The following is a 21,941-nucleotide window of genomic DNA, read 5'->3' on the forward strand; positions in this document are numbered from 1 at the left end:
GTAAGGATGAAGCGTGACCGACGACGTGACGAACCAGCCGCCGCCGCTGACAGGCGGCAACGCCTGGCGGGGCGATCCGTTGCTGATCCAGCTTGCCGAGCGCTTTTCCGATCCGGTGCGCAAGGATCTCGACGGGCTCGGCCGCTTCGTGCTGACGCAGGAGGCCCAGGAACTGGCCCGCCTCGCCAATGTCGAAACGCCGAGGCTCAGGACGCATGATCGCCAGGGCCGGCGCATCGATCTGGTCGAGTTTCACCCCGCCTATCACGCCTTGATGCGCCGTTCCGTCGCCAACGGGCTGCACTCCTCGGTCTGGGAGAACGGCGATGCCGAGATCGGCCGCCGCCATCAGGTGCGCGCGGCCCGGTTCTACCTGACGGCCGAACTCGAGACCGGACATCTGTGTCCCATCACCATGACCAGTGCTTCGCTGGCAGCGCTGATGGCGAGCCCGAAACTGTTCCGCGAGTGGGCGCCGCGCGTGACGACGCGCAAATATGACCAGAGCCAAAAGCCGCCGGTCGAGAAGACCGGGCTTACGCTTGGCATGGGCATGACCGAGAAACAGGGCGGCACGGATGTGCGCGCCAATGTGACGAAGGCCGAGCGCGTCGGCAGCGGCTTCTATCGCCTGACCGGCCACAAATGGTTCATGTCGGCGCCGATGTCGGATGCATTCCTGGTGCTGGCGCAGGCGCCCGAGGGATTGTCTTGCTTCCTCGTGCCGCGCGTCCTTGGCGACGGCTCGGGCAACGGCTTCCGTTTCCAGCGCCTGAAGGACAAGCTCGGCAACCGGTCGAATGCGTCTTCCGAGGTGGAGTTCGTCAACGCCATCGGCGAGATGGTCGGCGAGCCGGGCGCCGGCGTGAAGACGATCATGGACATGGTGACCTTGACCCGGCTCGACTGCGCCGTGGCGTCTTCGGCGATCATGCGGGCGGGTCTGGCCGAAGCCGTTCATCACGCCCGCCATCGCCAGGTGTTCGGCACCAACCTGATCGAGCAGCCGCTGATGCAGCGCGTGCTGGCCGACCTGGCGCTCGACGTCGCCGCTGCCACGGCCCTGTCGTTCCGGCTGGCACGTTCCTTCGACGAGGCGGCGAGCGATCGCGGCGAGGCGGCCTTTGCCCGCGCCATGACGCCGGTCGTCAAATATTGGGTCTGCAAGATCGCGCCGCCGCTGCTCTACGAGGCGATGGAATGCCTCGGCGGCAACGGCTATGTCGAGGAGGCGCCGCTCGCCCGCTATTATCGCGAAGCCCCGGTCAATGCGATTTGGGAAGGGTCGGGCAATGTCATGGCACTGGATGTGCTGCGTGTGCTTGGCCGCGCGCCGGGCCTGTTCGAGGAGGTGCTTGCCGGCATCGATCGCGACCTGGGCGCGGGCGGACGCGGCACCATCGGTGTGCTGAAGGCGGCGATGCAGGTGGCCGCGACCGACGAAGGCTCGGCCCGCCTGCTGACGGAGCAACTGGCGCTGTCCGCGGCGGCGGCGGAATTGCGCCGGTTGGGGGCAGGGCGGATCGCCGATGCCTTCGTCGAGACGCGGCTGGCGGGCCAGTGGCGCAACACCTACGGCATGCTCGATTCGCGCCATGATGCGCGCATGATCATCGACACGCTTTATCCGCCAACAACCTGAGCAGCAGCCATGGACCACGCCTTGGTCATTCCCCTGCGCCGTTAACCTTAACAAATGGTTTCCGTTGCGAGGGCTGGCGGCAAAGCCCACTGTCGTTCCTGTCGAAGCAGGAATCACGATGCGACAGGTATTGACCTCTTTTCTCGCCTTGCACTGGACGATCGTTTTCGCCCTGCTGGCGATCATCTGCATCGATGGAAACCGCGGGGTGGCCGGGGCGCTTGGCGTGCTGGGCGTGACAATCGAGAGCGCCCGCTTCGTCGATCTCGAAAATGTCGTCGTGGTTGCGCCTCTGGCCACGGCCCTGCTTGTCGTGGCGGTGCTGTTCTTCTGGACCTTTGTCGAGGCGCTGATCAACAATGCCAGCAATCCGGGCGCCGACAGCGTTGCACGCGTCGCCTTCATCTGCGCTTCCGGCGTGCTGTCGCTCATCCTGGTCGGTGGCGCGGCGCAAGGCATCAACGGGCTGTTCCTGGTCGTCGCCGTGCAATTGGCCGCACTTCTGGCCTCCTATGTCGCCATGCTTGCCGAGCGCCGCACGCTGGCCGCATCGGATGAGGTCGAAATCCACGCCACGGCGCACAGCATGGCCAGGGCCGCAGCCCACAATTCCCTGCTTTCGCTGATATCCGGCCGGCCCGAGCCGACCCGGAAGGGAGGCCGCTGATGCGTTACATTTTCGCATTGTGGGCGGCTCCGATGGCGCTTTTCTGGGGCTGGTTCTACCTGTCGCTCAACGACATGAATTTCGGCTACGTCATGCTGAGCCGGCAGTTGCATGATTTCGTCTTCCAACTCTACGGCCAGATGCTCGGCATCGACCCGGCAATCATTCCCGGTATGGTTGGAAGAGCCTGTATATTCGACGGCCTGCTGCTGCTGGCGATCTGGGCGTTTCGCCGCCGCCGTGAAATCATCGGCTGGATCAGGAGGCGGGCGGCGGTTCCGGTGCAGTACGAGCGGCTGCACCGAGCGAGCGAAGCCGGTCCAAAACTCCCTGCAGAATAAAGGCGGCGGCGGCCGAATCGATCTTGCCGGCGCGCTTGGCGCGCGAAAAATCCATCTCGATCAGCGTCCGTTCGGCGGCTACCGTCGACAGCCTCTCGTCCCATAGCAGGAAGGGAAGGTCGCTCAAGGCGGCCATGTTGCGTACGAAGGCGCGCGATTTCTGCGCGCGGGGGCCCTCCGAGCCGTCCATGTTGACCGGCAGCCCAATCACCACCGCGCCGGCATTCTCCTTTTGCAGCAGATCCAGCAGCACGGCCGCGTCGAGCGAGAATTTTCGTCGCATGATGACAGGACGCGGATGCGCGAAGGAAAAGCCACGGTCCGAAACGGCGACGCCGATTGTCTTGTCGCCGAGATCGAGCCCGGCAAGCGTCCTGCCGCCGGCCAGCCGTGCCGGCAATTCCTCGATGGTAATGATAGCCAACGGTTTTCCTTTGACCCGACAGCGCCGTCGCGGCGTTTTGAACACGCGAGGACGCCGTAACACTTTGCTCTTGAGCTGACGCCGTTCTATCCTCCGACGGAGCAAAAATCGAGGAACTCGCTGATGAAACTGACTTGGTACGGACAATCCGCCTTCAAGATCGAGGTGGCGGGCGCAAGCATCCTGATGGACCCGTTCCTGAGCGGCAATCCGCTATGGAAGAAAAGCTGGGAAGGCCCGGCCGAAGGTGTCACCCATGTGCTTTTGACGCATGGTCACGGAGACCATGTCGGCGATGCGCTGGAGATCCTCAAGAAGACGGGAGCGATGCTGGTCGCCAATCCCGAGATCTGCGACTATCTCGGCGGCCAGGGCGTCGACCAGAACAATATCAACCAAGGCAACACCGGTGGCACGGTGGACTGCGGCCCGTTCACGACGACTTTTGTCCAGGCATTGCATTCCTCGTCCTATGGGGACGGCATCTATATGGGCAATCCCTGCGGGCTGGTCCTGCATTTCCAGGACGACAAGACGCTCTATCACATGGGCGATACCGACATCTTCTCGGACATGGCGCTGGTCAACGAGCTGCATGAGCCTAAGATCGGCCTCGTGCCGGTCGGCGACCGCTTTACCATGGGAGGCGCTGTCGCGGCTCTCGCCTGCCGCCGCTATTTCAAGTTCGACGTCGCCGTGCCATGCCACTATGCGACTTTCGGCCTGCTCGACCAGACGCCCGACAAATTCGTCGCCGGAATGGAAGGTTCGGGCGTGAATGTTGTCGTGCCTGGGATCGGCGAGGCGGTCACGCTATAAATTGAAACGGAATTAAACCATGGGTTTGAGGAACTCTCTTTGCGTTTCGATGCTGTTTGCAGCGTCGCCGGCGTTTGCCGCGGACGATTTCATCGAAGGGGTCTACCTCAAGTCCGAGGAGCTCTGCGCACAGGCCAGGAAAGACACCCTGCAGACGCTGATCGATGCCGGCAACATCGTGCTGTCGGCCCATGGCCTCCAGGGGGTCGAATACAATTGCGAGTTCTTGCAGATCAGTAAGGCGACACGCTCGCCGAGCTGGGCGGTGACGGCCATTTGCCAGGAGCCGGGCTACGTCTTTCCCGACGTGCTCTCGGTGACGCAGATGAGCCCGACGCAGATCGATCTCGTCTCCGTCCGGCCCATCGAAGACGAAAGCGAGGCGAGCGGCAACAGCGGCAGCTACTATCTGTGCGAGGGCATGGCGCCGCCGTGAGGCCATTTGCCCGATTGTGGGCATGCACATGTTGCGCGCCGCGCGCGGCGCCGCTATAGGCCGGGGCTGGTTTTCCCGAGGCACAAACATGTCCGTTGACGTCAAGACAGTGAAGCGCGTCGCGCGTCTCGCCCGCATCGCGGTGAGCGAGGAAGATGCCGAACGCATGACCGGCGAGCTGAACGCCATACTGGGCTTCGTTGAACAACTGAACGAGGTCGATGTTTCCGGGGTCGAGCCGATGACTTCGGTAACTCCGATGGAGATGAAGAAGCGCCAGGACGTCGTCACCGACGGCAACAAGGCTGCCGACATTGTCGCCAACGCGCCTGCCACGGAAGAGAACTTCTTCCTCGTGCCGAAGGTCGTGGAGTAGCAGGCCGATGGCCATCGAAATCGCCATCGAGACGCCGCTGCAGGACGATGTGCGCGGCTTGGTCGCGGAGCTCAACGAGACGCTGCTCGAACTGACGCCGCCGGAACACTGCTATCATCTGACCGTCGAGCAGATGGCCGGCCGGGACACCACGGTCTTCGTCGCCCGGGACGACGGTCTTGCAATCGGTTGCGGGGCGCTGAAGCGCCATGACGGTGCCGTAGGTGAGGTCAAGCGCATGTACACGCGGCCTACCCATCGCGGCCAGAAAATCGGCGCCAGGATCGTGGAGCGTGTCGAAGCGCTGGCGCGCGAGGAAGGATTGAAGCGTCTGGTGCTGGAGACGGGCGATCGCCATCCTGCCGCCTGGGCCGTCTACGAACGTTCCGGCTTCTCGCGCTGCGGTCCGGTGCTGGATTATCCCGATTCCGAGTGGTCGGTGTTTTACGAAAAGAGCCTTGCCTGATGAGCGACCTGACCCGACTGACGATTTCGCAGGCCCGCGCCAAGCTGCGCGCCAAGGAAATCACCGCGACCGAGATTGCCGACGCCTATCTCGCTGCGATCGAGCGCGCCAATCCGGCGCTCAACGCGTATGTCGTGGTGACGGGCGACAAGGCGCGCGACATGGCCAAGGCCTCCGACGCCAGGCTGGCCAAAGGCGAGGGCGGTGCGCTGGAAGGCATTCCGCTCGGCATCAAGGACCTATTCGGCACCGAGGGCGTGCACACCCAGGCCTGCAGCCATGTGCTCGACGGCTTCAAGCCGCATTACGAATCGACCGTGACCTCCAACCTGTGGGCCGACGGAGCGGTCATGCTGGGCAAGCTCAACATGGACGAGTTCGCCATGGGCTCGTCCAACGAGACGTCCTATTACGGGCCGGTGGTCAACCCGTGGCGGCGTTCGCGCGTCGATACGATGGTGATGCCGACCACGCATCAGGGCGATGGCGGCTTCGTTTCGGCCGGCGGCACCAGGACTGCGCGCACCCTGGACAATGCGCAGCTGGTGCCGGGTGGCTCGTCGGGCGGCTCGGCCTCCGCCGTCTCGGCTTTCCTGTGCGCGGGCGCCACGGCCACCGACACTGGCGGCTCGATCCGCCAGCCGGCCGCGTTCACCGGCACGGTCGGCATCAAGCCGACCTATGGCCGCTGTTCACGCTGGGGTATCGTCGCCTTCGCCTCGTCGCTCGACCAGGCCGGGCCGATCGCCCGCGACGTGCGCGATGCCGCGATCCTGCTCAAATCGATGGCCTCCGTCGATCCGAAGGACACGACCTCTGTCGACCGGCCTGTGCCGGATTATGAGGCGGCGATCGGCAAGCCGATCAAGGGCATGAAGGTCGGCATTCCCCGGGAATACCGCGTCGACGGCATGCCGGAGGAGATCGAGGCCCTTTGGCAGAAGGGCATTGCCTGGCTCAGGGATGCCGGCGCCGAGATCGTCGACATCTCCTTGCCGCACACCAAATACGCGCTACCGGCCTATTACATCGTGGCGCCCGCCGAAGCCTCCTCCAACCTTGCGCGCTATGACGGCGTCCGCTACGGCCTTCGCGTCCCGGGCAAGGACATCGTCGAGATGTATGAGAAGACCCGCGCCGCCGGCTTTGGCCGCGAGGTCAAGCGCCGGATCATGATCGGCACCTATGTGCTGTCGGCGGGCTATTACGACGCCTACTATCTGCAGGCGCAGAAGGTGCGCAATCTGATCAAGCGGGACTTCGAGAACGTCTTTGCCGCTGGCGTTGATGTCATCCTGACACCGGCGACGCCATCTGCCGCCTTCGGCATCGCGGACGAGGACATGGCTTCCGATCCGGTGAAGATGTACCTGAACGACATCTTCACCGTCACCGTGAACATGGCGGGCCTGCCGGGCATTGCGGTGCCCGCCGGCCTCGACCCCAAGGGGCTTCCGCTTGGCCTGCAGCTGATCGGCAGGCCGTTCGAGGAAGAGACGCTGTTCCAGACCGCTGCCGTCATCGAGCGGGCGGCCGGAACGTTCCAGCCGGAGAAGTGGTGGTAGGATCGTTTCTCATCTGAGGGGTGAGGGATGTTCTTTTATCTTTCGAAAATCTTCTGGTTCTTTATCCAGCCGCTCAACCTGACGATCTTCCTGCTGCTGGCGGGGCTGGTCGCGGCATTTTTCGGCCGCCGGCGGCTGGCCGCCACCGGCGGCGTGCTGGCGTTTTTGGTTCTGGCGCTTTCGGCCTGGACCTCGCTCGGCGCCTTGATGCTCAATCCGCTCGAGGAGCGTTTTGCGCGCCCGCCATTGCCGGAAAGGGTCGATGGCATCGTCGTGCTCGGTGGCGGCTTCGAAGGCGGCATCAATCTGGTTCGCGGCGGCTACGAGCTCAACAGCGGCGGCGACCGGATGGTCGAGACGGCCGTGCTGGCGCGGCGCTTTCCCGATGCCAAGGTGGTCGTCTCCGGCGGCAATGGTGAATTGTTCCTCGATGCCGAGGGCGATGCCACAACCGCACCGCGCCTGCTTGGCGCGCTGGGCGTGGCACCGGAGCGCCTGATCCTCGAGAAAAAATCCCGCAACACCTATGAGAACGCCGTCTTCACCAAGGCCTTGATAACGCCGAAGCTGGGCGAGACCTGGCTGCTGGTGACCTCGGCCTACCATATGCCGCGCGCCAAGGCGCTGTTCGACAAGGCCGGTTTCGCGACAGTTCCCTGGCCGGTCGACTATCGGACGTCGGGACGCGAAGGCATCGGCCTGTTCCGCGACAATCCAGCCGATTCGCTGCAGGCCACGACCACAGCGATCCGCGAATGGATCGGGCTGGTCGCCTATTGGCTGTCCGGCCGCATCGATCAGCCTTTTCCCGCACCTGGCGGCTGACCGATCACGGCGCGGCGCGCCGCCGAGAAGAACTGGCGCCGCACCAGAACGGCCAGGAGCAGAAGCGTCGACAGCACGAACACCAGCGGATCGACGAACCAGCCGAGATAGCCGATCGAAAAGAACACGCCGCGCAGGCCGGAGTTGAAATGCTTGCCTGCCAGCATGTTCATCTGCGCCGCCCTCCACACCGCCGTTTCGGTGACCGGGTTGCGCGAGGCTTCGCCATGCGGGATCGGCACGGCACCGATCAGGATCGAGCAATAGTTGAACAGACGGTAGGCCCAGCCGAACTTGAAGAACGAAAACGCCAGGATCAGCACCAGCCCCAGCACCTTGATCTGAAAAGCCGAGCGCGACGGGGCGCCGCCCAGAGGCAGGGTGCTCAACACCTCGAGGACGCGGTCGGAGGCACCGAGCAAGGCAAAGCAGCCGCCAAGCGCGATCAGGGAGCTGGAGGCGAAGAAGGCGGTGCCTTGCTGCAAGCCGCCCATGATGGCTGTGTCGACGATGCGTATCTCACGTTCCGCCATCGTGCGCATCCAGGCTTGCCGCTGCGCATTCATCGCCGTTGTCAGGGACATGCGGCTGACCAGCACACCGTCCGAGGCGAGCGTATGCAAAACCCACGCAATGAGGAAGAACGCCAACGCCACGAGATCGGCTGTCGAAAGATCGAGGGAATCGCCCATTGGCGGAACCTATCACATTCAGTGCGATTGCTTCGACCGTCCGCGGCAGCGACGGATATGTCGCTGCCGGAGCAAACAAGGTCGGCAGGCGCTGCGCCGCGCCGTTCAAAACAGCGGAAACATCGCAGGAGTTCCTATATGTAGTCCCAGAGCGGCTTCGGGAGATTGTGGCGCGTGTTCCTTTCGGTTTTCGACCTGTTCAAGATCGGCATCGGACCATCGAGTTCGCACACGATGGGACCGATGACGGCCGCCCGCCGTTTCCTCGACGAGATCGCCGGAGACGACTGGCCGCGTCCGGCCGGCGCCAAGGTCGCCCGCATCGGCGCCAGCCTGCACGGCTCGCTCGCCTATACGGGCATCGGCCATGGCAGTGACCGTGCCGTCGTTCTCGGCCTTGCCGGCCAGACGCCGCAGACGGTCGACCCTGACCAGGCGGACGGCATTGTCGCTCGCATCACCGCCGACAAGCTGGTTTTACCGCCCGGCCACCCCTCCTACCGTTTCGATCCGGCCAGCGATCTGGTGCTCGATCGCAAGACGCCGCTCCCGGGCCACGCCAACGGCATGGCGTTTTATGCCTATGACGCCGGCGACCGCCTGCTGCTCAAGCGCATCTACTATTCGATCGGCGGCGGCTTCGTGGTTTCGGAGGAAGAGCTGCAGCGGATGAAAGCCAAGGGTTCGGTGACGACCGAAGGCAAGAAAGTCCCTTATCCCTTCAAGAACGCCCTCGAGATGCTGAAGATGGCTGGCAAGAGCGGCCTTTCCATTGCCGAGATGAAGCGGGTCAACGAGGAAACACAAATGTCGCGCGAGGAGCTCGACGCCGGCCTCGACGCCATCTGGGGTGCCATGAAAAGTTGCATCGACCGCGGCTTGTCGCAGGACGGCATCATGCCGGGGCTGAAGGTGCGCCGCCGGGCCAGGCAACTGCACGACAAGCTGCAGGAGCAGTGGCAGCAGAACCGGCCCAATCCGCTGCTCGCCAATGACTGGCTGTCGATCTATGCCATGGCCGTCAACGAGGAGAATGCGGCCGGCGGGCGCGTCGTCACCGCGCCGACCAACGGCGCGGCCGGCACGTTGCCGGCGGTGCTGCGCTACTGGCTGCATTTCCATCCCGAGGCCGACCAGCCCAGCATTCGCGATTTCCTGCTCACGGCAGCCGCCGTCGGCGGCATCATCAAGTCCAATGCGTCCATCTCCGGCGCCGAAGTCGGCTGCCAGGGCGAGGTCGGCTCCGCTTCGGCCATGGCGGCGGCCGGCCTGTGCGCCGTCATGGGCGGCACGCCCGAACAGGTCGAGAACGCCGCCGAGATCGCGCTGGAGCACCATCTGGGCATGACCTGCGATCCGGTCGGCGGGCTGGTGCAGGTGCCCTGCATCGAGCGCAACGCGCTGGGCGCTGTCAAGGCGGTGACGGCCGCCTCGCTTGCCATCAAGGGCGACGGCACCCATTTCGTGCCGCTGGATGCGGCGATCGAGACGATGCGCCAGACTGGCCTCGACATGAACGAGAAGTACAAGGAGACCAGCCTCGGCGGGCTGGCGGTCAATGTGGTGGAGTGTTGAGCCCGCTGGCACTGTGGAGAACTTGCTCGGGCCGTTGACGCATCCGTGCGACGGATTAAATCTTCGCGCATGGCTCTCAACCTCCTAAAGCTCTGCGTCGGCTGCGACAGCGTCGAGGATCTCGAAGAATGGATCGCGTTCCGCCTCGACGAGCGGCGCCGTGCCGGCGAACCGACCGAGCATTGGCACACCACCCGCATGGTGCCGACGCGTGGCGATGAGATTATCGACGGCGGCTCGCTCTACTGGGTGATCAAGGGCAGCGTCCAATGCCGCCAGTTGGTCACCGAGATCCGGCCGTTCACCGATGACGAGGGCATCGGCCGCTGCCATCTGATGCTGGATCCGCAAGTGGTGCGCACCGACTGGCAGCCGCGCCGCGCCTTTCAGGGCTGGCGCTATCTAAAGCCGTCAGATGCACCTGCCGATCTCGGCAAGGGCAAGCCGGGGCATGTCGAAATGCCGCCGAAACTCCGGCGCGAACTCGCCGATCTGGGCCTGCTTTGAATCACCATCGGCTTGTTCCGAGCAGCCCATTGGCTTGCTTCCGGGCAATCTGGCGGCAGGGTCGGCCCGCATAGGCGGACTGCGGTTGCTGGCCCTCAATGTTGCTGTCCGTTGGACTTGCAAGCGTCGCGACAACGCCACATCTTGAAAATCATGAGCGATAGGAACCATCCGGTTTCGATATCTGACGCATCCACGCCGACCACATCGCGCTGCGGTGTGGTGGGATGCGGACCATGCGTCGCGCAAGGTCATGATTGCGGCGCAGGAACTGCGCCCGGTGGCGGCTTGCGCATGTTCAGGAATAGTCTGGAAATACGGCTGGTCGCCGGCCATTTGCGGGGCAGTCGAACATGATGGGCGCGATCATCGTTGTCGTCGCATTGCTGCTGGTGCTGATGGGCCTGGCAACGGCTTTCGTGCGGGCCGACCCGAGCCGGCTTGCAGGCGACATGAGGAAGGTTGGGCCGGTTTTGCTGGCATTGGTCGGCGGCGCCGTTCTGCTGGTCGGGCGTGGCGGTCTCGGCGGCATCATCCTGCTCGCCGCGATCGCCTGGTACGGCTCGATGCGGCTGAACCGGCGAGCCGCGATGCCGGCGCGGAGACGCTCGACCGTCCGCACAGCGGCGCTGGAAATGGACCTCGATCACGATACAGGCGGCCTTGAAGGCCTTGTCCTGGCAGGCCGCCACGAAGGCAAGATGCTTGGTGCGATGGGCAAAGCCGAATTGCTGCAGCTGTTTCGCGAACTCTCCGGCGACCCGGAAAGCCGGCAACTGCTAGAGACGTATCTTGACGGCAGATTTCCCATCTGGCGCAAAAACGCTGAGGCGCACGGTGGCGAAGGGCTGGGTATTGCGCCAGGTCCGGGCGCCATGACTAAGGAGGAGGCCTACAAGGTCCTTGGTCTTGAAGCGGGGGCCGCCGCGGCGGATGTCCGCAAGGCGCACCGCCGCCTGATGCAACGCCTGCACCCCGATATCGGCGGCACGTCTTTCCTGGCGGCGCGGATCAACGAAGCCAAGGACGTCTTGCTCTCCAATCACGATTAGTCTCCTTCGACGCAGAAATTTTCCGGGAGATATCTTCGACGCCGCCCCTACTGCTGGACGGCGTAGCACTCGATTTTCTTCTTCTTGAGGGCAGTGCAGGCCTTCCAGGCCGCGGTCTTGGAACCGAAGCCGCCGAAGCGGGCGCGGTAGTAGGTGACGCCGTCCTTGTCGAAGGCGACGGTGAAGCCGGAGGCATCTGCCAGTATCTTGGGCGCCTGCTTGGTGGTCTTGTCGAGGAAGGCCTGGGCTTCGGACTGTTTCGGCGACGAGGCGACCTGAATGGCCCAACCCGACGGTACCGACGCGGTGTTGACCGGGTCGACGGCCGGCGTCGGCTCGGCATAAGCGGACACCACCTGTGCCGTGGCGACCTTGGGGGCAGAGACGATAACCGTCTTCACTTTCTTTGCCGGAACAACCAGTTTGGGTTCTGCGGCTGCGGTATCGTCGGCGTCATCGCTGTCGCCCTGGGCAACCGTCGCGTCGTCGGCAACGGCTTCGGCCGCGTCATCGGCGCTTGCCACCGCCACCGGCTTCTCGTCCGGAGTCGGTGCGTCGTGCTTGGGCAACAGCACCTTGGCCAATGCCGTCACCGGGTTGCCGCTATCGGTCTTGGCGACCAGATCGCCGCCGCCCCGGGTCGATGCCCGCGGCAGATAGGTGTTGATCAAGGCCGCCATCTGATTGTCGCGGCTGCTGCCCGAGGTGCCGCCCATGACCACGCCGACAATGCGACGGTTGCCGTCGGAAACCGATGAAACCAGGTTGAAGCCCGAAGCGCGGGTGTAACCGGTCTTGATGCCGTCGACGCCCTTGATGCGTCCAAGCAGGCGGTTGTGGCCGTTGATGCGCTGGCGGCCGTAGAGGAAGGAGCGCTGCGAGAAATAGCCGTAATATTGCGGGAAATGTTCGCGCAGCGCGATGCCGAGCGTTGCCATGTCGCGCGCAGTGGTGAACTGGCCGGGATCGGGCAAGCCGTTGGCGTTGCGGAACACGGTACCGGTCATGCCGAGCTGCCGCGCCTTGGCCGTCATCATGCGGGCGAAGTTGGTCTCGTTGCCGCCGAGCATTTCGCCGAGCGCGGTGGCCGAATCATTGGCCGATTTGGTCACCATCGACAGGATGGCGGTCTCGACCGCCACCGACCCGCCCGGCTTCACGCCAAGCTTCGTCGGCGGCTCTGCCGCGGCATGAGCCGAGAAGACGACCGGCGAGTTCCGGCTGATCTTGCCCTTGGCCAGAGCCTCGAAAGTCAAATAAAGCGTCATCATCTTGGTGAGCGAGGCGGGATAACGCCGGGCGTTGGCATCCGAGGAGTAGAGCACCTTGCCGGTCTTGGCGTCGACCACGATGGCCGCGGACTTCGCGGCGAGCGACGAGGCCGCACCTGCAACGACGATGGTCATCGCCACGGCGATGATCATGACCGTTTTGAAAGGGGACGCGGATTTGGAAACGATGCCCGACAACGCCTGACGCACTGATAGTTCCTTTGAATTTCTTGTTGCGCTGGAGGCGGCAAAGGGATCCTGCCTCACTTCCGGGCAAGCTATCGGGGCAGCGTTACCAATCCGTTTATGGTAACCGCCGCGTTCACCATTTTCTGGTGGTTTGAGCCTCTGTTTATTCGAATTTTAGCGATTGCCCACACTGTCTAGGACGGAAGCTGGCGATTTCTTGACTTTTGTGCGCCGCACAATATATTCGGGTGCATTGCACAAGGCGCTCGGGGCAGGGCGCATCAACCGTCCAGGGAGAATTGAAATGACGCAGACCTATGAGGACTTCAGCAAATACGGCAAAGAGTTCGCCGACACCGGATTGAGGAGCTTTGCCTCCTTGTCGAAGGGCGCGCAGGCAATTGCGGCCGAGGCCGGCGAATACACCAAGAAGAGCTTCGAGGCCGGCAGCGCCGCTTTCGAGAAGATTGTCTCGGCCAAGTCGCTCGACAAGGCGATCGAGGTCCAGTCCGACTATGCCAAGCAGTCCTATGAGGCGTTCGTCGCCGAGGCCACCAAGATCGGCGACCTCTATGCCGAACTTGCCAAGGAAGCCTATAAGCCGTTCGAATCGATCGTTGCCAAGGCGAAATAATTCGTCCGGCAGTACCGAGATTTGGCCCATTGGGCCCAGACAGAGCCCGGCCGCGCAAGCGCGGCCGGGTTTTTTCGTGTCAATTTCCGATCAGGGGCCTGGCTCGCCTTCACGATTGCGAAAATCGGCCAAGTTGGGCACCTAGCCATATTGTCAGCTAACCAGAAGGGCTTAAAATCGTCCATCGAACACCTACATGTCGAACTCGCATGAGGATACGAAAGAGGCAGGATTACGTGACGATCGGTTTTACTGCCACCAGGGCACGGATGCAGAACGGCAGCGGCGACGGCAATGAGGCCGGCCGCGGCACGGCGGTCATCACGCGCACAAAGACCAAGACCAAGAAACCCAGCCTCTATCGGGTCCTCATCCTGAACGACGACTACACACCGATGGAGTTCGTGGTTCACGTGCTGGAGCGTTTTTTCCAGAAGGACCGCGAAGCCGCCACACGCATCATGCTTCATGTTCACAATCATGGAGTGGGCGAGTGCGGGGTCTATACATTCGAGGTGGCCGAGACCAAAGTGTCTCAGGTCATGGATTTCGCCCGACAGAATCAGCATCCGCTGCAATGCGTGATGGAGAAGAAGTGAGGTAACATGCCGGCTTTCTCCCAAGGCCTGGAAAAGGCGCTTCACCAAGCGCTGACGCTCGCCAACGAGCGGCACCATGAATATGCAACCCTTGAACATCTGCTGCTCGCCCTGATCGACGACACTGAGGCGGCCGCCGTCATGCGCGCCTGCAATGTCGATCTCGACGAGTTGAAGCACACTGTTCTCACCTATATCGACACCGAGCTCGACAATCTGGTTACCGGCTATGACGAGGATTCCAAGCCGACCGCCGGCTTCCAGCGCGTCATCCAACGCGCGGTGATCCATGTGCAGTCGTCCGGCCGCGAAGAGGTCTCGGGCGCCAACGTGCTCGTCGCCATCTTCGCCGAACGCGAGAGCCATGCCGCCTATTTCCTGCAGGAACAGCAGATGACCCGTTACGACGCGGTCAACTACATCTCGCACGGCATCGCCAAGCGTCCGGGCGCGTCGGAGACGCGTTCGCCGCGCGGCGCCGATGACGAGCAGGGCGGCGCGAACGGCGCCGAGCCGCAAGAGGAAGGCGGCAAGAAGAAGCAGCAGCAGGACGCGCTGACCGCTTATTGCGTCAATCTCAACAACAAAGCCAAGGCCGGCAAGATCGATCCGCTGATCGGGCGCGAGTCCGAGATCAACCGCACCATCCAGGTGCTGTGCCGCCGCTCCAAGAACAATCCGCTCTATGTCGGCGATCCCGGCGTCGGCAAGACGGCGATCGCCGAGGGCCTCGCCAAGCGCATCGTAGAAGGCGATGTTCCGGAAGTCTTGCACAACGCCACCATCTTCGCGCTCGACATGGGCACGCTTTTGGCCGGCACTCGCTATCGCGGCGATTTCGAGGAGCGGCTGAAGCAGGTCGTCAAGGAACTCGAGGATTATCCGGGCGCTGTGCTGTTCATCGACGAGATCCACACCGTCATTGGCGCCGGCGCGACGTCGGGCGGCGCCATGGATGCGTCGAACCTGTTGAAGCCTGCACTGTCTTCGGGTGCGATCCGCTGCATCGGTTCGACCACCTACAAGGAGTTCCGCCAGTTCTTCGAGAAGGACCGCGCGCTCGTACGTCGCTTCCAGAAGATCGACGTCAACGAGCCGACCATCGAGGACGCCATCGAGATCATGAAGGGCCTGAAGCCCTATTTCGAGGAATTCCACAAGGTCCGCTACACGACGGAAGCCATCAAGGCTTCGGTTGAGCTGTCGGCGCGCTACATCAACGACCGCAAGCTGCCGGACAAGGCGATCGACGTGATCGACGAGACCGGCGCCTCGCAGATGCTGGTGCCGGAGGCCAAGCGCAAGAAGACCATCGGCATCAAGGAGATCGAAGCGACGATCGCCACCATGGCGCGCATCCCGCCGAAGACGGTTTCGGCCGACGATGAGAAGGTGCTGCAGGGGCTCGACATCGAGCTGAAGCGCGTCGTCTACGGCCAGGACACCGCCATCACCGCGCTGACCTCGGCGATCAAGCTGGCCCGTGCCGGCCTGCGCGAACCGGAGAAGCCGATCGGCTCCTACCTGTTCTCGGGTCCGACCGGCGTCGGCAAGACCGAAGTCGCCAAGCAATTGGCCGCTTCGCTCGGGGTCGAGCTGATCCGTTTCGACATGTCGGAATACATGGAACGCCACACGGTCTCTCGGTTGATCGGCGCGCCTCCCGGCTATGTGGGCTTCGATCAGGGCGGTCTTTTGACCGATGGCGTCGACCAGCATCCGCATTGCGTGCTGCTGCTGGACGAGGTCGAGAAGGCACATCCGGACCTGTTCAACATCCTGTTGCAGGTGATGGACCATGGCAAGCTGACCGACCACAACGGCAAGCAGATCGACTTCCGCAATGTGATCCTGATCATGACCACCAATGCGGGCGCGTCGGATGCGCAGCGCGCGGCGATCGGTTTCGGTTCGACCAAGCGCGAAGGCGACGATGTCGAGGCGATCAACCGGCTGTTCACGCCGGAGTTCCGCAACCGTCTCGATGCGATCATCCCGTTCGGCTCGCTGCCGGTGCCGGTCATCCATCAGGTGGTGCAGAAGTTCGTCATGCAGCTGGAGGCCCAGCTCTCCGAGCGTGGCGTCACCTTCGACCTGTCGCCGGATGCGATCGCCTGGCTCGCCGACAAGGGCTATGACGAGCGCATGGGTGCACGTCCGCTCGGCCGCGTCATCCAGGAGCACATCAAGAAGCCGCTGGCAGACGAAGTGCTATTCGGCAAGCTCAAGAAGGGCGGCACGGTGCGCGTCAGCGTCGAGAAGAAGGAAACCGGCGAGACCGGCCTGAAGCTCGAATCGCTTGCCGACGAGGCACCGGTGAAGCCCAAGAAGGAAGAACCGGAAGACGCCCCCAAGCAGCGCAAGGCAGTGGCCAAGAAGCCGACGGCCAAGAAGGCCGTCGCGCAGAAGCCCGAGCCCAAGGGCAAGGACGGCGGCAAGCGCAGCCTGGTGCCGCAACTGCCGCGCAAGAGCTGATAGTCACTCCCTCGAAAAAGCCCCGGAAACGGGGCTTTTTTGTTGGCACAAACGGGGTGGCTATGGCCGGCCAGATCATCATCCTCAACGGCGCGCCGCGATCGGGAAAGTCGAGCATCGTGCGGGCAATTCAGGAAAGCTTCGAGGGCCCATGGATGAACCTGGGCGTCGACAGCTATGAACAGGTCACGCCGCCGCGCTGTCGCCCGGGGATAGGTTTGCGGCCCGGCGGCGAGCGCCCGGATCTTGAAGGTCTCGTGCCTAGGTTCTATGCCGCGCTTTACGAATCGATCGCGGCCCATAGCCGAATGGGGTTGAATGTCGTGGCCGATCTCGGCCATCACGACAGCTATTCGCAACCCCTTGATTGCCTTGTCGATTGCGCCCGGCGCCTCGCAGGCCTGCCGGTTCTGTTCGTGGGTGTCCGCTGCCCGATCGAAATCATCATGCAGAGGCGCGCCGACAGTCCGGCGGGGAGGGGATATGTGGCGGGATCGCCTGACGACCCGGTACCGTTGGCGGTGCGTCTGTGGCAGGAGGAGGTACACCGGCCTGGCGTGTACGATCTGGAAGTCGACACATCGCTTCTGACGCCAGCACAATGTGCGGATGCGATCCGCGGGCGGCTCCGGCAAAATGTAGAGTCTCCGACGGCGTTTGAGAGGCTTTCGGCGTTCTCCGCAGACAAGCTGTCCTGATCGCGCGCTCAGCGGCGATGAGAATGAATCTCAGCCGCCCGGCCCGATCCTCATCTGCGGCGGGCATAATCTGATTGATGTGCTCGACGGAATGGCGATCCCGCTGATGTCCTGGCGACGGGTTCATGCTTTTCGATGCGCAACTGGGCAATCTCCCCCGACGACCGCAGTTGCTGGGAGCCGCTTGAGCCAGGCGTCAGGATAGCGGCATCGCCGCCTTTATCCGGCCGGCATTCTCGGCCAGCACCTCGGGTTTCTCCATCTGGCCCGTATGCGGCTTCAGCGCGATGCCTTCGAAGCGCGGAATGACGTGGACGTGAAGGTGATAGACGGTCTGCCCGGAGGCCGGCTCGTTGAACTGCATGACGGTCACACCATCGGCATTGAACGCCTTGCGGACAGCGACTGCCACCTTCTGGACGACTGCGAAGAGGGGGCCGAACGTTGCTGGGTCCGCGTCGAGCAGATTGCGCGACGGCATCTTCGGCACGACCAGCGTATGGCCCGGCCCTTGCGGCATCACATCCATGAAGGCAACGACCGCTTCGTCCTCGTAGACGCGGTGCGAGGGAATTTCACCGCGCAGGATCTTGGCAAAAATGTTGTCGGTGTCATAGGCGGTTTCGGCCATGGCGAACGCTCCGGATTGTGCCTCGCTAGTTGGTGTAGCGAAGCCTCTCGTGAGCGGCAAGACGATCTCCCCAGGCGTGCACGGCCAACTCAAGGGATGCCGAACCTGACATATGCTCCTACCCCGCGGGATGGCCTACTCCTCGAGATCCTTGCGGAACGGTGTGTGCTCTTCGAGATATTCGCCCATGCGTTCCACCTCGCGCCGTTCGCGCCTGAGATAGTCGGCGACGGCGTTGCGCAGGCCGGGATGGGCGATGTAATGCGCGGAATGCATGGTCACCGGCCGGTAGCCGCGCGCCAGCTTGTGTTCGCCCTGTGCGCCCGCTTCGACCACCTTCAGCTTACGCTCGATGGCGAAGTCGATGGCCTGGTGATAGCAGACCTCGAAATGCAGGAACGGATGATCCTCGATGCAGCCCCAGTTGCGGCCGTAGAGCGCATCCGAGCCAATGAAATTAATAGCCCCGGCAATGTAGCGGCCGTTGCGCCTGGCCATCACCAGCAGGATGTCATCGGCCATGCGCTCGCCGATCAGAGAGAAGAATTCGCGGTTCAGATAGGGCCGGCCCCATTTGCGGCTGCCGGTGTCCATATAGAAGGCGAAGAAGTCGTCCCAAGCCCGTTCGGTAAGGTCCTTGCCGGTAAGCCAGTCGATGGAGATGCCGTCGGCAAGCGCCTCGCGGCGCTCCTTCTTCATGGCCTTGCGCTTGCGGGAGGCGAGCGTGGCGAGGAAATCGTCATAGCTCGAAAAGCCTTCATTGAAGAAGTGGAACTGCTGGTCGGTGCGATGCAGGAAGCCCGCCGCCTCCAGCACGTCCACGTCGCTCTCCTGCGCGAAGGTGACATGCGCGGAAGAGACGCCGAGCTTTTCCGTCACCGCTTTCAATCCCGCGGCGAGCCCGGCCTTGACGGTGCCGGAATGCTGGCCCCTGCTCACCAGCAGGCGAGGGCCGGTGACCGGCGTGAACGGTACCGAGCATTGCAGCTTGGGATAATAACGGCCGCCGGCGCGCTCGAAGGCATCCGACCAGCCGTGATCGAACACATATTCGCCCTGGCTGTGTGACTTGAGATAGCAGGGGACCGCGCCGAGCAGCGTGCCTTGACCATTCTCCAGCCTGAGATGATGACCTTGCCAGCCAGTGCGCCGCACGGCGCAGCCGGAATCCTCGAGTGCGCTCAGGAAAGCATATGAAACGAGGGGGTTATAACCGTTTTCGGCGTCGCTGCGCGTGGTCCCGGCAAAACCGTTCCACTCTTCGCAGGTGAAGGCGCCGATGCCCGCCGCAATGCGGATCGCATACTCCGCATCAACCGTTTGCCCGTCGCCGTTATCGCCCTGATCCATGAGGCTTATTTAAGCTCCATCCGGACCGCTACAAGTCACGTTCTAGGCACCCTGCCTCAAGCGACTTTGACCAGATCGGGCTCGAACCCTTCGAACGTCATCTGGTCCGCATATTTGAATGTAAGGTCGACCGCCGGCTGGTCATGCACCGTCCAGGTGATGACCGGCATTTTGAGCCGTTCACGGACAAAGCTGACGAATGAATTCGGCAGGTCGCCCGCTGCGTAGGAGGTGAAGGCGATCTGATGCGCCAGCATGGCGAAATGCGCTTCGATCAGCCTGTCGTCCTTGCCATAGGCGGTCAATCCAGCCGGGATGCCCGGCGCATCCCTGGCGAAATCGCGGATCAGCCAGTGGTCGAACGACATGATCGCCACCTTGCCCTTGTAGCGCTTGAGCAGCCTGCCGACGCTCGCCACCAGGCCATTGTCATATCCAGCCACGCCTTTCAGCTCGACCACCAAAGGCACCCGGCCGTCGATCAGATCGAGCACCTCCCTCAATGTCGGCACATGATCAGACGTGCCCCCGACCTTGAGCGCCGCCAGTTCGGCCGCCGTACGCTGCCAGACGAAACCGTCGTGCCCAGTCAGCCGCTGCAAGTCCCCATCATGGATAATGACGGGAACTCCGTCCGACGACAGGTGCACGTCGCATTCGATGGCATAGCCGCGTTCGGCCGCGGCGGAAAAGGCGGAGAGGGTGTTTTCCCAGCGCGTCTTGTTCATGTCGTGAAAGCCGCGATGGGCGACAGGCCGGGCAATCAGCCAGGAAAGGTCGGTCATGTCAGGCTCGCTCACTCGACTTCGAAGATCGCTTCGATTTCCACGGCGGCATTAAGCGGCAGCGAAGCCGTGCCGACGGCGGAACGGGCATGCTTGCCGCGGTCGCCGAGCGCCGCCACCAGGAAATCGGAGGCGCCATTTGCGACCAGGTGCTGCTCGACGAAATCCGGCGCGGAGGCAACGAAGACTGTGATCTTGACCAGCCGGCGTATCTTCTCGAGATCGCCAAGTGCTGCCTTGGCCTGCGCCAGAATGTTGATCGCGCAGTATTTTGCCGCTTCCTTGCCGGTTGCTGTGTCGACCTCGCGGCCAAGCAGTCCGCTCGCCTGCAGCTTGCCGTCCTTGAGCGGCAATTGTCCGGCGGTGAAAAGCAGATTTCCGGTCCTGCAATGCGGCACGTAATTGGCGGCAGGCGCCGCGGCCGCGGGAATGGCGACCCCGAGGTCGCTTAGCCGCTTTTCGATTGTTTCACTCATTGCTTTTCCCTATTGCTGGAAGGCACCGCGCCGGCCGGGCCGAAATTGCTATTTTTGCCTCGCTTCCGCCACGACTTTTTTTAAGCTGGACCATCTTTCCCTGCGGCCTGCCATCAGCCGCGACGATCGGAGCCTCTCATGCGCGCAACGCGCCTTGCATTCCATGCCGTCCTGTTGTCGGCGGTCTTTTCGATAGGTCCCGCTTTCGCCGTGCCGGCGCTGCAGGCGCATCGCGCCGTCTACGACCTTACCCTCAAGAAGGCGGACGACCGCTCCGGCATCACGGGCATTACCGGTCGCATGGTCTACGAATTCAACGGCTCGGCCTGCGAAGGCTATACGGTGAAATTCCGCTTTGTCACCCAGATCGCCACCAGCGACAACACCAAGCTGACCGACCAGCAGACGACGACGTTCGAAGACGCCGAAGGCAAGACCTTCTCGTTCGTGACCAAATCCTTTGTCGACCAGAACCTCGACAAGGAGGTCAAGGGCGTCGCCACGAAGGAAACGAAAGGGCTGAAGGTCGATATCGACAAGCCCGAGAAGAACAGCCTGGAACTTGCCGCCACCCAGTTTCCGACCCAGCACCTGGTCGAATTGATCGACAAGGCCGAGAAGGGTGAAAACTTCTATCAAACCAATCTGTTCGACGGTTCCGAGGACGCCAACAAGGTGATGTCCACCACCGTCGTCGTCGGCAAGAGGACCGATGCCGACAAGGCCGATCCGGAAGCGCCGGCGCTGGCCAAGCTCGCCACCGACAAATACTGGCCGGTCGACATCGCCTATTTCGACGACAGTGCCAAGAACGGAGAAGAGACGCCGGAATACCGGATCAGCTTCAAACTGCACGAGAACGGCATCACCCGCGATCTAACCATGGACTATGGCGATTTCTCCATGACCGGCAAGCTGGTCAATCTGTCGCTGTTCGACCAGACGAAGGCCTGCCCGACGAAATAAGCTTCGACTTGCCTCGACGCAGCGCCGTCGCGATCCATGGCTTGAAAGCGCCGCGGCGGCTTCTCACCTTCTCGAGGCCGCCGGCCGCTTCATCTTCTGTGCGAATCCCTTCTATCATCGCTCGTCGCGGGCACCGGTCGGCGAAAGAAGGAATGCGGCGAGCCTCATGGCGGTCTATGTCGACGCGGCGATCTGGAAATGGGTTGGTCATCGCTGGTGCCATCTGATGGCCGACGACACCGATGAACTGCATCGTTTCGCCGCGCAACTCGGCATCAAGCGCTCATCCTACCAGGGGCCGCCGAAGACATCGGCGCCGCATTATGACATAACCGGTTTCGAGCGCGACCGCGCGGTCCGGCTCGGCGCCATCGAGTGCAGCCGCGAGGAGATCGTTGCGATCTTCCGGCGGGTGAGGGTGCCAAAGGGTAAGACAAAGCGTTGAAGCACGCGCGGATCGCCGCAGGCGCGCCGCAATGT

25 protein-coding genes are annotated in these 21,941 nt (G+C 62.9%); 18 read left to right on the top strand and 7 right to left on the bottom strand.

The window, feature by feature from the left end; translation table 11 throughout:
• The first annotated feature begins 13 nt into the window (after positions 1 to 13).
• The 3 genes from LB532_RS22280 (at position 14) to LB532_RS22290 (ending at position 2,650) form a co-directional block, all read left to right on the top strand.
• Positions 14 to 1,642: a DNA alkylation response protein gene (locus LB532_RS22280; RefSeq protein WP_140638213.1), complete on the top strand. Its 1,629-nt coding sequence runs from the start codon at positions 14 to 16 to the stop codon at positions 1,640 to 1,642.
• A 118-nt stretch (positions 1,643 to 1,760) separates the two neighbouring features.
• Positions 1,761 to 2,309 (top strand): hypothetical protein, encoded by a 549-nt coding sequence (locus LB532_RS22285; RefSeq protein WP_140638212.1) that lies wholly within the window; start codon positions 1,761 to 1,763, stop codon positions 2,307 to 2,309.
• Complete coding sequence (locus LB532_RS22290; protein ID WP_140638211.1) at positions 2,309 to 2,650, top strand: DUF6105 family protein; 342 nt, start codon at positions 2,309 to 2,311, stop codon at positions 2,648 to 2,650. The genes LB532_RS22285 and LB532_RS22290 overlap by 1 nt, the downstream gene beginning before the upstream one ends.
• Here the strand turns inward: LB532_RS22290 and ruvX are convergent.
• Positions 2,568 to 3,074 (bottom strand): Holliday junction resolvase RuvX, encoded by a 507-nt coding sequence (gene ruvX / locus LB532_RS22295; RefSeq protein WP_140638210.1) that lies wholly within the window; start codon positions 3,072 to 3,074, stop codon positions 2,568 to 2,570. The genes LB532_RS22290 and ruvX overlap by 83 nt on opposite strands.
• 123 nt (positions 3,075 to 3,197) lie before the next feature.
• On the opposite strand from ruvX, the gene LB532_RS22300 reads away from it, so the two are divergent.
• The 6 genes from LB532_RS22300 to LB532_RS22325 all read left to right on the top strand — a co-directional run bounded on the left by LB532_RS22300 (position 3,198) and on the right by LB532_RS22325 (position 7,561).
• Positions 3,198 to 3,893: a metal-dependent hydrolase gene (locus LB532_RS22300; RefSeq protein WP_140638209.1), complete on the top strand. Its 696-nt coding sequence runs from the start codon at positions 3,198 to 3,200 to the stop codon at positions 3,891 to 3,893.
• Between the two features lie 19 nt (positions 3,894 to 3,912).
• On the top strand, positions 3,913 to 4,329 hold the full coding sequence (locus tag LB532_RS22305) for a hypothetical protein (RefSeq protein ID WP_140638208.1): 417 nt from the start codon (positions 3,913 to 3,915) through the stop codon (positions 4,327 to 4,329).
• An 88-nt stretch (positions 4,330 to 4,417) separates the two neighbouring features.
• A complete protein-coding gene (gatC, locus tag LB532_RS22310) occupies positions 4,418 to 4,705 on the top strand; it encodes an Asp-tRNA(Asn)/Glu-tRNA(Gln) amidotransferase subunit GatC (protein ID WP_027044576.1) in 288 nt (95 codons plus the stop codon).
• Positions 4,706 to 4,712: 7 nt separating this feature from the next.
• Positions 4,713 to 5,171, top strand: coding sequence for a GNAT family N-acetyltransferase (locus LB532_RS22315; protein ID WP_140638207.1), 459 nt, complete (start codon positions 4,713 to 4,715; stop codon positions 5,169 to 5,171).
• Positions 5,171 to 6,736 carry an amidase gene (locus LB532_RS22320; protein ID WP_140638206.1) on the top strand — a complete coding sequence of 522 codons (1,566 nt, stop codon included), beginning with the start codon at positions 5,171 to 5,173 and terminating at the stop codon, positions 6,734 to 6,736. Before LB532_RS22315 ends, LB532_RS22320 begins: the two co-directional genes overlap by 1 nt.
• A 27-nt stretch (positions 6,737 to 6,763) precedes the next feature.
• Positions 6,764 to 7,561 carry a YdcF family protein gene (locus tag LB532_RS22325; RefSeq protein WP_140638205.1) on the top strand — a complete coding sequence of 266 codons (798 nt, stop codon included), beginning with the start codon at positions 6,764 to 6,766 and terminating at the stop codon, positions 7,559 to 7,561.
• On the opposite strand, the gene LB532_RS22330 is transcribed toward LB532_RS22325, so the two are convergent.
• Complete coding sequence (locus LB532_RS22330; protein ID WP_140638204.1) at positions 7,534 to 8,253, bottom strand: DUF599 domain-containing protein; 720 nt, start codon at positions 8,251 to 8,253, stop codon at positions 7,534 to 7,536. The genes LB532_RS22325 and LB532_RS22330 overlap by 28 nt on opposite strands.
• Positions 8,254 to 8,427: 174 nt before the next feature.
• Here LB532_RS22330 and LB532_RS22335 point away from each other — a divergent pair, with 174 nt between their 5' ends.
• From LB532_RS22335 to LB532_RS22345, 3 genes are all read left to right on the top strand, one after another.
• The gene (locus tag LB532_RS22335) at positions 8,428 to 9,828 is read left to right on the top strand and encodes an L-serine ammonia-lyase (RefSeq protein WP_140638203.1); all 1,401 of its coding nucleotides are present in this window, start codon (positions 8,428 to 8,430) and stop codon (positions 9,826 to 9,828) included.
• A gap of 69 nt (positions 9,829 to 9,897) precedes the next feature.
• A complete protein-coding gene (locus LB532_RS22340) occupies positions 9,898 to 10,335 on the top strand; it encodes a DUF1489 family protein (protein WP_140638202.1) in 438 nt (145 codons plus the stop codon).
• Between the two features lie 353 nt (positions 10,336 to 10,688).
• Positions 10,689 to 11,387 (top strand): DnaJ domain-containing protein, encoded by a 699-nt coding sequence (locus tag LB532_RS22345; protein ID WP_181169265.1) that lies wholly within the window; start codon positions 10,689 to 10,691, stop codon positions 11,385 to 11,387.
• Between the two features lie 47 nt (positions 11,388 to 11,434).
• On the opposite strand, the gene LB532_RS22350 is transcribed toward LB532_RS22345, so the two are convergent.
• Entirely contained in the window at positions 11,435 to 12,868 is a 1,434-nt protein-coding gene (locus LB532_RS22350) for a D-alanyl-D-alanine carboxypeptidase (protein WP_140638201.1), read from the bottom strand.
• 283 nt (positions 12,869 to 13,151) lie between these two features.
• On the opposite strand from LB532_RS22350, the gene LB532_RS22355 reads away from it, so the two are divergent.
• The 4 genes from LB532_RS22355 to LB532_RS22370 all read left to right on the top strand — a co-directional run bounded on the left by LB532_RS22355 (position 13,152) and on the right by LB532_RS22370 (position 17,253).
• Positions 13,152 to 13,481 carry a phasin family protein gene (locus tag LB532_RS22355; RefSeq protein WP_140638200.1) on the top strand — a complete coding sequence of 110 codons (330 nt, stop codon included), beginning with the start codon at positions 13,152 to 13,154 and terminating at the stop codon, positions 13,479 to 13,481.
• Positions 13,482 to 13,750: 269 nt separating this feature from the next.
• Positions 13,751 to 14,080, top strand: coding sequence for an ATP-dependent Clp protease adapter ClpS (gene clpS, locus LB532_RS22360; protein ID WP_027051901.1), 330 nt, complete (start codon positions 13,751 to 13,753; stop codon positions 14,078 to 14,080).
• A 6-nt stretch (positions 14,081 to 14,086) separates the two neighbouring features.
• Positions 14,087 to 16,555 (top strand): ATP-dependent Clp protease ATP-binding subunit ClpA, encoded by a 2,469-nt coding sequence (gene clpA / locus LB532_RS22365; protein WP_140638198.1) that lies wholly within the window; start codon positions 14,087 to 14,089, stop codon positions 16,553 to 16,555.
• A gap of 62 nt (positions 16,556 to 16,617) precedes the next feature.
• Positions 16,618 to 17,253, top strand: a complete 636-nt coding sequence (locus tag LB532_RS22370; RefSeq protein WP_140638197.1) for a chloramphenicol phosphotransferase CPT family protein — start codon at positions 16,618 to 16,620, stop codon at positions 17,251 to 17,253.
• A 196-nt stretch (positions 17,254 to 17,449) separates the two neighbouring features.
• On the opposite strand, the gene LB532_RS22375 is transcribed toward LB532_RS22370, so the two are convergent.
• The 4 genes from LB532_RS22375 to LB532_RS22390 form a co-directional block, all read right to left on the bottom strand.
• A complete protein-coding gene (locus LB532_RS22375; protein ID WP_140638196.1) occupies positions 17,450 to 17,884 on the bottom strand; it encodes an HIT family protein in 435 nt (144 codons plus the stop codon).
• Positions 17,885 to 18,019: 135 nt separating this feature from the next.
• Positions 18,020 to 19,234, bottom strand: coding sequence for a GNAT family N-acetyltransferase (locus tag LB532_RS22380; protein ID WP_140638195.1), 1,215 nt, complete (start codon positions 19,232 to 19,234; stop codon positions 18,020 to 18,022).
• Between the two features lie 56 nt (positions 19,235 to 19,290).
• Entirely contained in the window at positions 19,291 to 20,019 is a 729-nt protein-coding gene (locus tag LB532_RS22385) for a glycerophosphodiester phosphodiesterase (protein WP_140638194.1), read from the bottom strand.
• Between the two features lie 11 nt (positions 20,020 to 20,030).
• The gene (locus LB532_RS22390) at positions 20,031 to 20,495 is read right to left on the bottom strand and encodes a RidA family protein (protein WP_140638193.1); all 465 of its coding nucleotides are present in this window, start codon (positions 20,493 to 20,495) and stop codon (positions 20,031 to 20,033) included.
• Between the two features lie 138 nt (positions 20,496 to 20,633).
• On the opposite strand from LB532_RS22390, the gene LB532_RS22395 reads away from it, so the two are divergent.
• Positions 20,634 to 21,461, top strand: a complete 828-nt coding sequence (locus tag LB532_RS22395; protein WP_140638192.1) for a cell envelope integrity EipB family protein — start codon at positions 20,634 to 20,636, stop codon at positions 21,459 to 21,461.
• A 166-nt stretch (positions 21,462 to 21,627) separates the two neighbouring features.
• A complete protein-coding gene (locus tag LB532_RS22400; protein WP_140638191.1) occupies positions 21,628 to 21,906 on the top strand; it encodes a DUF4031 domain-containing protein in 279 nt (92 codons plus the stop codon).
• Positions 21,907 to 21,941 lie beyond the last annotated feature (35 nt).

Origin of the sequence: Mesorhizobium sp. ESP-6-2 (assembly GCF_020164675.1) — a bacterium.
Lineage (GTDB): Bacteria > Pseudomonadota > Alphaproteobacteria > Rhizobiales > Rhizobiaceae > Mesorhizobium.